Origin of the sequence: Saccharomonospora sp. (genome assembly GCF_027317685.1) — a bacterium.
In the GTDB taxonomy this organism is placed as follows: Bacteria; Actinomycetota; Actinomycetes; order Mycobacteriales; family Pseudonocardiaceae; genus Saccharomonospora.
This window is the reverse complement of record NZ_DAHVQP010000010.1, coordinates 1-10,975: the sequence shown is the minus strand read 5'-3', so window position 1 is coordinate 10,975 and position 10,975 is coordinate 1. Positions and strand designations below refer to the sequence as shown.

19 protein-coding genes are annotated in these 10,975 nt (G+C 67.6%); 2 read left to right on the top strand and 17 right to left on the bottom strand.

The window, feature by feature from the left end; genetic code table 11:
- Positions 1–417 (bottom strand): hypothetical protein (locus M7H19_RS00710; protein ID WP_298175780.1); only part of this gene is annotated, 417 nt, incomplete at its 3' end.
- Between the two features lie 44 nt (positions 418–461).
- On the opposite strand from M7H19_RS00710, the gene M7H19_RS00705 reads away from it, so the two are divergent.
- Positions 462–668, top strand: a complete 207-nt coding sequence (locus M7H19_RS00705; protein WP_298175778.1) for a hypothetical protein — start codon at positions 462–464, stop codon at positions 666–668.
- A 7-nt stretch (positions 669–675) separates the two neighbouring features.
- Positions 676–852, top strand: coding sequence for a hypothetical protein (locus tag M7H19_RS00700; RefSeq protein WP_298175776.1), 177 nt, complete (start codon positions 676–678; stop codon positions 850–852).
- On the opposite strand, the gene M7H19_RS00695 is transcribed toward M7H19_RS00700, so the two are convergent.
- From M7H19_RS00695 to M7H19_RS00620, 16 genes are all read right to left on the bottom strand, one after another.
- Positions 824–1,129 carry a hypothetical protein gene (locus M7H19_RS00695; protein ID WP_298175774.1) on the bottom strand — a complete coding sequence of 102 codons (306 nt, stop codon included), beginning with the start codon at positions 1,127–1,129 and terminating at the stop codon, positions 824–826. The two genes, M7H19_RS00700 and M7H19_RS00695, sit on opposite strands and share 29 nt — an antisense overlap.
- A gap of 59 nt (positions 1,130–1,188) precedes the next feature.
- Positions 1,189–1,713, bottom strand: a complete 525-nt coding sequence (locus M7H19_RS00690; protein ID WP_298175772.1) for a hypothetical protein — start codon at positions 1,711–1,713, stop codon at positions 1,189–1,191.
- Between the two features lie 101 nt (positions 1,714–1,814).
- Positions 1,815–2,321: a hypothetical protein gene (locus tag M7H19_RS00685; protein ID WP_298175770.1), complete on the bottom strand. Its 507-nt coding sequence runs from the start codon at positions 2,319–2,321 to the stop codon at positions 1,815–1,817.
- Positions 2,322–2,324: 3 nt separating this feature from the next.
- Positions 2,325–2,570 (bottom strand): hypothetical protein, encoded by a 246-nt coding sequence (locus M7H19_RS00680; protein ID WP_298175768.1) that lies wholly within the window; start codon positions 2,568–2,570, stop codon positions 2,325–2,327.
- Positions 2,571–2,600: 30 nt separating this feature from the next.
- Positions 2,601–2,999, bottom strand: coding sequence for a hypothetical protein (locus M7H19_RS00675; RefSeq protein ID WP_298175766.1), 399 nt, complete (start codon positions 2,997–2,999; stop codon positions 2,601–2,603).
- Positions 2,996–3,373 carry a hypothetical protein gene (locus M7H19_RS00670; RefSeq protein WP_298175764.1) on the bottom strand — a complete coding sequence of 126 codons (378 nt, stop codon included), beginning with the start codon at positions 3,371–3,373 and terminating at the stop codon, positions 2,996–2,998. The genes M7H19_RS00675 and M7H19_RS00670 overlap by 4 nt, the downstream gene beginning before the upstream one ends.
- Complete coding sequence (locus tag M7H19_RS00665) at positions 3,373–3,759, bottom strand: DUF6093 family protein (RefSeq protein WP_298175762.1); 387 nt, start codon at positions 3,757–3,759, stop codon at positions 3,373–3,375. Before M7H19_RS00665 ends, M7H19_RS00670 begins: the two co-directional genes overlap by 1 nt.
- Complete coding sequence (locus tag M7H19_RS00660; RefSeq protein ID WP_298175761.1) at positions 3,756–4,361, bottom strand: hypothetical protein; 606 nt, start codon at positions 4,359–4,361, stop codon at positions 3,756–3,758. The genes M7H19_RS00665 and M7H19_RS00660 overlap by 4 nt, the downstream gene beginning before the upstream one ends.
- 22 nt (positions 4,362–4,383) lie before the next feature.
- Complete coding sequence (locus M7H19_RS00655; protein ID WP_298175759.1) at positions 4,384–4,626, bottom strand: hypothetical protein; 243 nt, start codon at positions 4,624–4,626, stop codon at positions 4,384–4,386.
- Positions 4,627–4,643: 17 nt separating this feature from the next.
- On the bottom strand, positions 4,644–5,486 hold the full coding sequence (locus tag M7H19_RS00650; protein WP_298175757.1) for a hypothetical protein: 843 nt from the start codon (positions 5,484–5,486) through the stop codon (positions 4,644–4,646).
- A 20-nt stretch (positions 5,487–5,506) separates the two neighbouring features.
- Positions 5,507–6,157, bottom strand: a complete 651-nt coding sequence (locus M7H19_RS00645) for a hypothetical protein (RefSeq protein ID WP_298175755.1) — start codon at positions 6,155–6,157, stop codon at positions 5,507–5,509.
- 76 nt (positions 6,158–6,233) lie between these two features.
- Entirely contained in the window at positions 6,234–7,139 is a 906-nt protein-coding gene (locus M7H19_RS00640) for a hypothetical protein (protein ID WP_298175753.1), read from the bottom strand.
- Positions 7,140–7,209: 70 nt separating this feature from the next.
- Positions 7,210–8,634 carry a phage portal protein gene (locus tag M7H19_RS00635; RefSeq protein WP_298175752.1) on the bottom strand — a complete coding sequence of 475 codons (1,425 nt, stop codon included), beginning with the start codon at positions 8,632–8,634 and terminating at the stop codon, positions 7,210–7,212.
- A gap of 6 nt (positions 8,635–8,640) precedes the next feature.
- Positions 8,641–9,291 (bottom strand): hypothetical protein, encoded by a 651-nt coding sequence (locus tag M7H19_RS00630; protein ID WP_298175750.1) that lies wholly within the window; start codon positions 9,289–9,291, stop codon positions 8,641–8,643.
- Positions 9,266–10,384 carry a hypothetical protein gene (locus M7H19_RS00625; RefSeq protein ID WP_298175748.1) on the bottom strand — a complete coding sequence of 373 codons (1,119 nt, stop codon included), beginning with the start codon at positions 10,382–10,384 and terminating at the stop codon, positions 9,266–9,268. The genes M7H19_RS00630 and M7H19_RS00625 overlap by 26 nt, the downstream gene beginning before the upstream one ends.
- A 2-nt stretch (positions 10,385–10,386) precedes the next feature.
- Positions 10,387–10,842, bottom strand: a complete 456-nt coding sequence (locus M7H19_RS00620; RefSeq protein WP_298175746.1) for a hypothetical protein — start codon at positions 10,840–10,842, stop codon at positions 10,387–10,389.
- Positions 10,843–10,975 lie beyond the last annotated feature (133 nt).

Sequence of the window (10,975 nt, the reverse complement as noted above, 5' to 3'; positions counted from 1 at the left end):
CGCGAGCATCTGCTGCTGCGCCCGAATGAACACGTCACGCGCGAATGGCGACGACGACGCGAATTCGTCGAGCTTGTCCATCTGCGCGGCGGCGTCCTGGGCCGAACCGGTGAGAGACGTCAGCGCAGCGAGTGACTGCTGCCGCAGCGTGTTGTAGGAAACACCGGTGGCCAGGACCGCAGTCATTAGCCCGGTCGTGGCAGCACCGGCGGCGGTGAGCACGCCCCCGACCTGGCTCCACTCGGTACGGTTGTCCCGAGCCGATTGCGCCATCCGCTGCATCGCCGACGCCGAGACCGTGCCGGTCTCCTTAGCCGCCGTCCCCAGGCCCTCGGTCGCCCTCTTGGCGCGCTGCATCCCCGACTCGTACTGCGACGGGTCAAGCGTCAGAACTGTGCGGATAGTGCGATCAGCCAACCGGAACACCTCCGCGACATGTGAAGTTGTGGGAAGATCAGGGAATGAGGTGGCTCTGGGATGCCCGCAGCCGATCAAGCAGCAACTTCCTGATCGGTGCGCTGCTGCTTGTCCTGGGCCTACTCATGCTCGGCAGCGGCCCGAACATCCCCGGCCTGCTACTCCTCGTGGCCGGGGCCGTGATCGCCGCCCGGGCGCTCGTCCAGCGGAGCCGCGAGAACGCTCCGCGAAACCGACATCTTGTGGAGTGAAGCGGTTATGAAGTGGTGGATTTGGACGGTGACGCTCGGCGTACTCCTCGCCGTTCTCGGCCTCGGGCTGCTCGACAGCAGCCCCGACGGAGGCAGCGCTGCCGTCCTTCTCGCCGGCCTCGTGATCGGCGCCATCGGCCTCGGGATGCGTCGTACTAGTCGCCGTCCTCGCCCTGGAGCCTGACGCCCCACAGGAGCGCCTCCGGTGTCGGCCGGTCCTTCGCGTCCTTCTGCGCCTCCACCAGAGCGGTACGGACGTGGCAGCGCGTCGGCGGCGGCACACTCACCGCGAACTCAGTCTCCGGCGCCTGACTGACATCCTTCGGGAACCCACACCCGCACGGACACAGCACCTCACGCCGGAACTGCTCCAGCGCGAGCATCCACGCCCGCTCCGTCTCATCCCACTCCGGCTCAAGACGAGACGACACCAACCGGCCCCCGTCGTCGTACTCGTACACCGTGGCCGGCTCCCACCCGGAGAACCGCTTAAGGCTGATCCCGAGCCGCTCCGCGGCCTCTAGGTCGCGTCGGAGTGCCGGGTCACGGCCGATGCGAGCAGCGAGAAAGGGGCCTCACTCACCGCCCGGTTCAACTGAAGAACCGCCAGCGCGAACGACTCCCACTGACGCTGAGACAGTTCCTCGGTCACGTCCGCCCACTCGAACTCGACCGCCTCACCATCCGGGGTGGACGCCGCAACGATCGAACGACCGATCACACCGTCGAGGGCGGGCACATTGACCTTGAACGCCTCGTCCGTGTCGTTGCCCTCACGCGGCGGGTTCGCCTCTTCGAACTCCACCCACGCCTTCCGCGGCAGCGCCTCGAGCTCGACCGTGACGGTCGCGCCGCGCATCTGCTCCTCGAGCGTCACGACACGCTGCGCGGCCTCACGCACCTCCGCGTTGTTCTCCCGGTCCTGCTGCTTCGCGGCCCGCCGAGCAGCCTCGAGGGCCTCGACGGCACGCTCATGCTCGGCAGCCAGAGCGAGGTCGGTGACGAGCGGAACGGTCTTGCGTGCACGCTTGATGTTCAGAGCCATCAGTTCTCTCCCACGAAAGGTGTCCCACGAGAGTTTGAGGGGTGGTGCCGTGGCGGGGCAGGGTCGTGGGGGCACCTGCCCCGCCACGGGGCCAAAGGGGGTCAGGGACCAGCGACGACAGCCTCCGCCGCGAAGCCGTCCACGAACCCGGTCCAGACCGACCGCAGAACACTGTTCGCCTCCGCGGCGACCTCACGCCGGATACCGACACGGAACCGCGTCGCCGACACGATGTCACCAGCGTCGAACGCGTCCTCGTGCGCCTTGCCACGACGACGGACCGCGACCCACGTCGACCCCTCCGTGAGGGCCTCCGCGAGCTCGTTCTCCGTGTGCTCGCTGTTCGTGTTGTCGATGCCGGTGATTTCCAGCGACGGGTTCACCGAGCCGGGCGCCTGCCGCACGATCCGGTCGCACTCGCGCTCGTCGGTGATGACCTGCTGGTCGGTCGTCAGCGCGAACCCGTTCCGGACGAGGTAGCACGAGATGTCGATGACATCCTGGCCGGTCAGCTCGGTCACGGTCGGCGCGGACAGGTCGGCGACGGCCGGGACGAGAACGGTCTTGATGTTGCCGTCAGCCGGCGTGCTCGGGATGTTGGTTGCCATGGGTCAGTCCTCCACAGGGTCAGGGGATGAGTAGTCGTCCCCGCCCGATGGGGTCGGGGCTTCCTCGCTGGCCAGGTGGCCCGCAAGATCGAGTCGGTACTTCGGTGGCCGCGGATACCGGACGGCCGGGTACCGGATGGGCTTGACGCGTACGACGGCGCCACGGGCGAACAGGAGCGAGTCCTCACGGACGTCGAACTCGTGCCCCGTGGACAGGGAGCGCACACGAACGAACAGGGGGGCAGGCACAGACGCCTCCAAGGGAGAGAAGAGGGGGGGTTAGTGGCGGACGGCGGTGAACGCGAACGACACGTGACACACCGTCACGCGCCGGTTCGACTGCGTCTCAGTCGGCTGCGCCAAATACGGGTCAGACGACCCCACATGCCGCAACGGCCCACACGTCCAGCCCTCCACGACCGGACGACGACCCGCGAGCGCCACGACCATTTCGTCAGCGATCCGCAGCACGCCCTGGTCGGACGCCGCGGACAGTGTTGCCGTCACTCGCACCAGATCCGCGACACCAGTGCCGGCGTCAGACTCCGTGTGCGTCGTCGGCATCCGCACCGTCAACGACCGCCACGGTAACGGCGGGTCCTCACCAGGCACCTCACCCAGCACCGTCCCAGCGGGGGCCATCGCGAGGACCGAGAGCGCGACCAGTTCCGCGGTCACAGCAGACCCTCGATCGCCTCAGCCGCGAACCGGCCCAACACCGCGGCCTCCTGCTCGAGCGGCCCGTCGAGGTCGCCCGAGCCGCCACCGCCACGCGGCCACCCGTAGAAGAAGCCCGCCAGCCCGGCACCTCCGCCGCGGGCCCGGTCCGGCCCAATCTCCACGGACATGCCGTCCGGGAGGATGTCGTATGACACGGTGTGCGCCAGCGGACGAAAGTGCCGCGACGACCGCGCCTGCGCCGCATAGGCGTCCTTCACGTTCAGACCGGCCTTCGACAGGGTCGGCTGCACCGCACGCCTCACCTGCCCCGCGGCTACCCCCAGGCGGGTAGCGAACGCCTCCAGCTCGGACGTGTCGAGGTGTGCGGACATTAGCGTGTCCTCTCATCCACGAAGCAGCGGTAGGCAGACGCGTGCTCTTTGAACGGCGCGGACTGCACGATCCGGAACCGGCGGCCGACGAGGAACGTGTCGGTTGAGTCGGTCACCAGAGCGTTGTCACCGACCTGCGGGTAGAACGACCCCACCGGGAAGTGCAGCGACATCCGCTGCTCAGTGAGCGCGTGCTGACCGGCCAGGGCCGAGTGCTCGTGGCCTTCGTAGGAGGTCAGCTTCGCCTTCCCCCGATACACCTCGACCTGCTCCGTCTCACCCGTCACCGGGTCTGCCAGGTCACCAGGCCGGGTAACGACGACCTGGGTCGTCATAAGGGCCTCGGCCCAGCGGCGGCCACGCCGCAGCGTGCCACTGATCCTCATCGCACAGCCCCGATGACACCGATCCGGCCACCACCGAACCGGGCACGCAGAGCGGCCTTTGTCCGCTCCGTCAACTCCGTCGGGTCAACGACCTCTTCTGCACCGGACAGGAAGCCCTCACGGACGTCATCGACCGACCGGTACTGCAAGCCCCGGTGCCCCTCGAAGCCGTCCTGGGCGGCAGCGATACCGGCGGCCACGTACACGCACACGGTGCGGACGATGTCGGCCGGCACCTGCGTGTAGCCGTGCGTGAACGTCACCTCGAGCTCACGCGGTACCTGCCCGTAGTCATGCCACGGACGGCCACCGAGCCGCCACAGGTGCCCATCGCGCACCACGAAGTCGACGCCCTCGGTCAGTTCCTCCCCGTCGAGCTTCACGGACGAGACGGACCTGACCGGCCGGGCAGGCAGCTCGACGCGACGGGAGGACTCGGTCGCGAACCGGACCGTGGACGTCGTCTCCGTGATGGGTGTCCCCGCGGCCTCGCGGACCGCTGCCGACACAGAGGCCAGCAGCGAGTCCGCGAGAGCCACGTTGGACGTGTCGATGTTGAGCGCCGTCAGATCGGCAAGAGTCGCAAGCGGTTCCAGCGTCATGACGGCCCTCCTTGGGATTGCGTCAGCCCTCGATGGCGTCCAGGCGGGCGGACAGATCGTCAAGCGCCGCCTGGAGCCCCGTGACATCCGCAATCGAATGGGTGTGCGTAGCAGGCGGGAACGTGGACGGCTTCCCCGTCACGTCCTCCCACGAGACCTCACCGCCACCGCCGGGGGCATCCCCAACGACGACGTACTCCTTCGGGAGCGGCCCCCTGTAGGACTCGCCTGCGGAACGGAACGAGACCGGCTTAGGGAGAGACATACGAACTCACCCGCCGATCAAGCGATGCTGACATCAGCAGCGGCCAGGTTTGCGGGACGAATCACGCGACCGCCGTAGACGTGCAGCCCACGCACACCGTCACCGAACTGGTTCTCCAGCCGCAGCGCCTCAGTGTTGAGGATCTGCTCGGCGTAGGTCGTCGCGATCGAGTGCCCAGCGAGGACACGGAACGCGCCGCCGTCCTCCGGCACCCGGTTGGACTCGATGACGTCGAACCCGGCAGCCCGCCCGACGAACCCGTTCCGGAGCCCCTGGGTGGTGCCTGACGCGTCCGCCCGGATGAACCGGTCATCCTTGAGCAGGAGACCGTACAGCTCGGGCGGGATCACGACGAACCGGCCCTCGTCCGGGGTGTTCGTCCGGGTCAGGATCGTCCGCAGCTCGACGAGAAGGTTGTAGGCGTCGCCCTCCACCGCCCCGAGCGTGACCGCCCCGAGGTCGTTGTTACCGGTGACGGCATCCGACATCGTCTCGGCCACGAAGCTGTCAGCCTCGGCGGCGAGGTTGTAGGAGGCCCCGACGGTGGTCTCCTCGACGAACCCAGGAAGCGCCTGGCGCCGGTCGACGTCATCGACCGTGAACGCGAAGTACTTCTCCTGGTCGACCACGAGGGTCTGCTGCGTCGAGGACAGCTGGTCCCAGGTGATGTTCGTGTTCCGTGTGTAGGTACGCACGGCGGGGTCGTTGAACGACGTGATGTGCACGGTGTCACCCGCGCGAGCGATGTCGCCCTCGTAGTTCCGGTTGATGACACCGGCCTGGGCGTAGGTGAGGCGGTCCCGCAGCGCCTTGAGCAGGGCAGCGGACCACACCTCCGGGATGAAGTTTGCGATAGCCATGGTTCATGGCCTCCTATCGGTCAGTGGTTGATACCGAGGAGGTCGTCAAGTCGACCCTCGGCGCGTGCGGCATTGATCTGGTCAGGGGACATGCGTGCCAGGTCGTCCCGCGTCAGCTGCCCGACGTCCCCACCCTTGCGGTGAGTGCCGGGAGACTCGAACACAGGCCCCGTCGTGGTGCCGCCTTGCGCGGCGAGGTAAGGCTTCGCGCCCACCAGCTCTTCGATGGCGGCGGTGATGGACTCCCGGTCCACCTCGCCGTCATCCCCGACCTCGAACCCGTCGAGGTCGATGAACCTGAGAGCGTCGTTCGGGTCCGCCAGCCTGGATGCGGCAGCGGCCCGAATCTCAGCCTTCAGGATTCGTTCGTTCGCCTTGGACAGCGCCTCGGCCTCAACCTTCCGGCGCTCCTGCTCCTCGGCGTACTCCTTCTCGCGGCCCTCAAGCTTGGCCTGGAGCTCCTCGATCTGACGCCGGAGCGTGCCGGCCTCACCCTTGACCTTCTTCTCGAGGTCGCGGTTGATCTTCTGGAGCTTGCGTGCCTCGGCCTCCCAATCCGTCGCCTGCTCGGCGGTGTCCTGGTCGGCCTGCTCGGTGTTGTCGGCAGTCGACTCGCCGGCAACAGTGCTGTCCTCCGCGACCTCAGCCGCGTCAGTGGTCGTGTCAGACATCAGACGGTCTCCCCTTACGGAAGGTTGGTGAAACGGGCCCCGCGCCCTTCCGGCGAGGGGACAACTACGAGACGGCTCAGAGAACCCAGCCGGACAACTTCAAGAGGCGCTCCGCGTCGGCCCGGTTCTCCGCGATGTCGAAGATCGAGTCCGGCATCAGCCGCGGCGCCCGCAAACGCCCCCGCGTGTCCTGCGCATAGCCCGCGCCCCGCATCGACTGCCCAGCCCAGCCACGCCGCGTCACACCCTCAGTCGTGTACCGCACGTTCCGGCCATACACCTGCGCCTTGTGCACAGACCCCGCATAGCCACCGCGGGTCCACCGCGCCCGATACGCGTTCACGAGCTGGTACGGGTCACCGTCGAACTCGCGGTACGCCTTCGCGTTCGCACGCGACCCCAGCGCCTTCGCCAGCGCGTCATCGTCCAGGCTGTCCAGATGCGCCCGCGGGTCCGTCAACAGGTCCCCAGCGACCGACTCCGACGCCGGGATAGACACACAGTCACAGCCCGGGTGCCGCTCGAACGCCGTGTAATAGGTCCGGCCCGCGAGGATGATGCAGCGGCCACACGACGGCGGAGTCAGCATCCGCACGTACATGGGCTTGTGCCGCGCCCGCGACTCCAACCGCTCCGCAGACCGAGCCGTGTCATCAATCACGGTGCCCAGCGTCCGCGTCAGCCACTGGCCCCCGCCGCGCAGCGCCGCCGGAACCGCTACACCGCTACCGACGGCGGCCTTCGCGCGAGCAACCGCCCCATAGGCGAGCGACTGCACCGCACGCCCATCACCAGCCGTTCCGCCCCACGCACCAGGAACCGGCGCCCACGACGCGTCACGCACCACCTGGCCCGTCTCCGCGAGCACCTCCGGCACATACAGACGCGCCATGTCCGCAACGGCGTCCTGAGCCTGCACAGTCGCAGCCAGCACCGCCGGCCCCACCGCGCCCTCCCAGGCCGCGTCGAAGTCATCCGTCATCCGCGACCACGAACGCCGCACCGACGCCAACGCGGCACGCTTCTCCCGACGAACCTCAGCCGCGAACCGTCTAGACGCCCGCGGCGGCAGCATCGTCCTTCGCCCCCAGCTGCGCCAGGTACGGGTCCTGCTCCTCGTCCCGCTTCATCGCCATCACCCGCTGCACGTCCGACGGTGACAGCCCGTACTCCTCAGCGATCCACTGGAACGGGAAACCGGCCTGGCGCATCTTCAGCAGCCCATCCATGAGCTGCTCCTCAGACCGGTACTGAGGCTTCCGCCACCGCGGCTCCCCGTACACGATCTGCTCCGCCTGCGCCGTCTGCCCCTCAGCGAGCGCCGCCAGCCGGTTAATCTCCTTCACCGACCCCGACGCGTACCCGATCCGCTCCCACGTCTTCGACACGAGACCGGCCTCGGACAGTTCGTACCCGGTGGCGGGGATGTTCGACTTCGACAGCAGGTAGTGCCCCGGCGTCCGCGTCTGCGCCGCGACGTGCCCGAGCGCCTGCTCAATCACAGCCGACAGCGGCCCCGGATCGGCAGCAGACCACTCACCGATCGTCGGGTTCTGCCCACCCTGCGACGCCGGAATGTGGATCATGCGGTCACGGATCAACGCATCAAGCTCGAGCGGACGCTCCCCGATCTTCTGGCCGTCATCGTCCAGGACCGGCACCATCAACTGCTCGCCCCCGAGCACCGCACGACCCGGCAGCGACGCATAGTCCAGCGTGTTCAGCAGGTACGCCCAGATCAGGTTGATCGCGTCCTGCATCGCTCGTACCCCTGCGATGTCGGACAGCGGGTCGTTGTCAAGGAGGGCCTGGTTACGGAACTCGACAAGCGCGACCGCGCCGAGCGGGTTCGGACGCTCCACAGCGCCCCGCGCCGTGTCGAACTCCCACCCGTCTACCTCCGGCGGCACGAACCGCTCACCACCCGCGACAGCGACCTTGTCACGCTTCACCGACAGCACCGACCCCGGCAGGTGTAGTTCGCCGTACTCGGTCTTGTCGTCCTGCCACAGCACCAGCCCAGCGCGCCGGTCACGCGTGATCGGGTCGTAGAGCACCGCAGCAGAGTCCGGGTGCTCGAACGTGATGCGGGCACCACGCGGCGTCGGCGACACCAGCGCAAACGAACGCTTCGCCACCGTCATCATCATCAGAGCCTCAGCCAGGCCCCGATCCGCGTCGTTACGCTCCCACCGCCGCCCAATCTCCGGGTCGACCGCCGTCGCACCCTCCAGCCGCATCCCCAGGTAGTGCATCCGCTCCACCGGAGCCTGCGCCACCGGCATACACCAGTTGTCCGAGAAATCCTCAAACCGGTGCTGGAAATACGCCTTGAACTCATCCGACGCAAACCGCATCTTGCCCTCAGTGCCCTTGAAGTAGCGCACATTCAGAGCGATGTCGGAACGACGGCCACGAATCACGTCCGAGAGCTGCTTCGTCAGCGCCAACGCGTCCTGCGGGGTGATCTTCGCCAAAACAAGTCACCTCCGACGCGTTGTAGACGATGTGAGAACGTAGGTCTTCGTGTCTTGCGGCCAGCCCTCGGCACGCGCATCCGATGCCGCCTCATGCGCGAGAACCGCCGTCACAGCGGCATCGATCTTCTGAGCCTGCCCAGGCTTCCCCAGCCCATACCGGTCCGCCGGCTTCGCAACCCTCCGGGCATGCCCCATGTGAGTCATCGTGATCGGGCACCCATCATGCGAGATCAGCCCCGACGCCAAGTCGGCCTCGAACCGCCGCAGCGCCGCGAACACCGCATTCACGCGGGTCCCACCGGACATCTGCCACGGAATGAACACCTTCGGCCCGTGAGCCTGATCCCACGTGCCAATCTCCGACGACCACGACGACTCATCACGGAACCCCGGGTCGCAGTACACCCGCACCAGCCGATACCGCCGCGCGAGCTCCTCCCACGCCACATGAACCTCGGACCGCGGGATACGGCCACCCCACTCGGCCGGGTTCCAGATCGTCGGACGACGATCCGGCCCATACCGCGGCGTGAACACGTACCCGTCACGGGTCTCGAGCTTGATGCACGTGAAGTCGTCGTTATCCGATCCATCGAAACCGCCCGCAACGTAGATCCCGTCGGGCGGGTCAGGCAGCCACACGTCGTCGGGCATACGCCGCCTCCCACGCACCCTCCGGCAGCCACGACCCCGCACCGTAAACGAGCCGGTTCCCGAAGAACCGCTCAGCCTGCGCCGGGTCACGCTCCAGAATCTCCGCGGCCTCAGCCTCGATCGCGTCGAGGTTCACCCACGGCGACCCCTCATACACGAACGCGTGAATCTTCCGCCGCGACCGCTTCTCCAGGTACGACAGCCGGTTCCCGTGCTCATCCCGCAGCGACGGCTCCAAGTCCGGGTTGCGGTAGAACCGGAACACGTCCTCAACCGACGACTCCCACGTCTGCTGCGCGACACTGTTCTCCGTCGGGTCCCACGCGTTCGTCGTCTCGAGTGCCCGACCCTCCATACCGGCCAGTCCGCGGCGCTGGTCGTTCGCGGGCTTCTCGAGCCGGTTCGCCTTCGTGTAGGTCCCGACCTCGTCCTGCACCGCGAACGTGATCGGCTGCCCCAGCCGCGACAGCCCCGACGACGTCACCGGCGTAATCGTGTTAAACCCCGCAGCCTCCGGAGCACCCGGCGGCGGCAAAACCTTGATCGACGACTCGTGGACCCGCAGCACCTCACCAAGCGGCCCCATCGCGACCATGTTCTTGAGCGGCCCGTAGGTGTTGTCGACCTGGTCTTCCGAGGCGGCCATGAGCTGGATCTTCGGGGACATGTGCCGTGTCCCCTTCGGCTCGCCCGGCAGGTACTGGTAGTCCCAGCCGCACGGGCACCCGTGGTCGGCGCACACGTACCAGTCGCCCTTGCGTGCCCAGCCGGCGAACAGCGACGGCCCTGCACCCTCGAACGCGGTGATAGCGGCGGCGAGCGGCCCCTTCCCGGTCTTCTGCGGCGCCACGATCATCGACCGCCGGTACACGAACGCCCGACCCTTAAGCATCTGCCGCGGGTCCTCGTAGAAGACCGCGTCCTCACGGACCCGGTAGTGGTTCGCCACGATGAAGAACTGCCAGTCCGACAACACGAACTCCGCACCAAGCGCCAGACCGTCCGGCACCCGGCAATGCTGCTTGATCCACGCCTCAGCCAGGTCACCGAGCGTGGGAAAGTCGATCGGGGTGACCTTCGTCGCGCGAGTCACCGTCAGGCCCTCAAACGACGAACCGGAACCGGCTCCTCCGACTCCTCACCAGGCTCAACGGCCTCAGAAGCGGGCTCGATGTCCGCAGCAGCGATCGCCCAACCGTTCTCCTTGAGCCCGGCCGGCGTAAGCCCGATCTGGTCAGCGAAGCGATGCACCTGAGCGAGCAGCGCCGCCCCAGCATCCGGCTCCTCACACCGCACCGACGTACGCACCCACAACGCCACCGTCCGATGACGCCACGGCTCACGCGCCCACGCCGCAGCCTGCGGAGTACGCCACGCCTCAGCCCACACCACGAGCTCACGCTCCGACGGGCCAGCCAACGGGAACTCAGGGACCTCACCCCGGTAGCCCTCGTTCGGCAACGCCTGAAACGACAGACCACGACGAGCAGACCGACCCGAGTGCGGGTCAGCCGCCGGCCCCGAACGGTTACGAGCACCTCCACGAGCCATGAACGATCACCTCACACCGCCTTACGCGGCACTCGAAACGACGGCCACCCTTGCGGCAACCGTCGAAGGTAAAGAAAAGACCAAGCCCAGGGCGGCCCCGGAACGTCTGAACCCTCCCGACCTTCCAGAGCCC

Coding starts and splice junctions, on each gene's coding strand:
- M7H19_RS00705 (WP_298175778.1), top strand. CDS start 462: ATGAGGTGGCTCTGGGATGCCCGCAGCCGATCAAGCAGCAACTTCCTG.
- M7H19_RS00700 (WP_298175776.1), top strand. CDS start 676: ATGAAGTGGTGGATTTGGACGGTGACGCTCGGCGTACTCCTCGCCGTT.
- M7H19_RS00690 (WP_298175772.1), bottom strand. CDS start 1,713: ATGGCTCTGAACATCAAGCGTGCACGCAAGACCGTTCCGCTCGTCACC.
- M7H19_RS00685 (WP_298175770.1), bottom strand. CDS start 2,321: ATGGCAACCAACATCCCGAGCACGCCGGCTGACGGCAACATCAAGACC.
- M7H19_RS00670 (WP_298175764.1), bottom strand. CDS start 3,373: ATGTCCGCACACCTCGACACGTCCGAGCTGGAGGCGTTCGCTACCCGC.
- M7H19_RS00665 (WP_298175762.1), bottom strand. CDS start 3,759: ATGAGGATCAGTGGCACGCTGCGGCGTGGCCGCCGCTGGGCCGAGGCC.
- M7H19_RS00660 (WP_298175761.1), bottom strand. CDS start 4,361: ATGACGCTGGAACCGCTTGCGACTCTTGCCGATCTGACGGCGCTCAAC.
- M7H19_RS00655 (WP_298175759.1), bottom strand. CDS start 4,626: ATGTCTCTCCCTAAGCCGGTCTCGTTCCGTTCCGCAGGCGAGTCCTAC.
- M7H19_RS00650 (WP_298175757.1), bottom strand. CDS start 5,486: ATGGCTATCGCAAACTTCATCCCGGAGGTGTGGTCCGCTGCCCTGCTC.
- M7H19_RS00645 (WP_298175755.1), bottom strand. CDS start 6,157: ATGTCTGACACGACCACTGACGCGGCTGAGGTCGCGGAGGACAGCACT.
- M7H19_RS00640 (WP_298175753.1), bottom strand. CDS start 7,139: ATGACGGATGACTTCGACGCGGCCTGGGAGGGCGCGGTGGGGCCGGCG.
- M7H19_RS00630 (WP_298175750.1), bottom strand. CDS start 9,291: ATGCCCGACGACGTGTGGCTGCCTGACCCGCCCGACGGGATCTACGTT.
- M7H19_RS00620 (WP_298175746.1), bottom strand. CDS start 10,842: ATGGCTCGTGGAGGTGCTCGTAACCGTTCGGGGCCGGCGGCTGACCCG.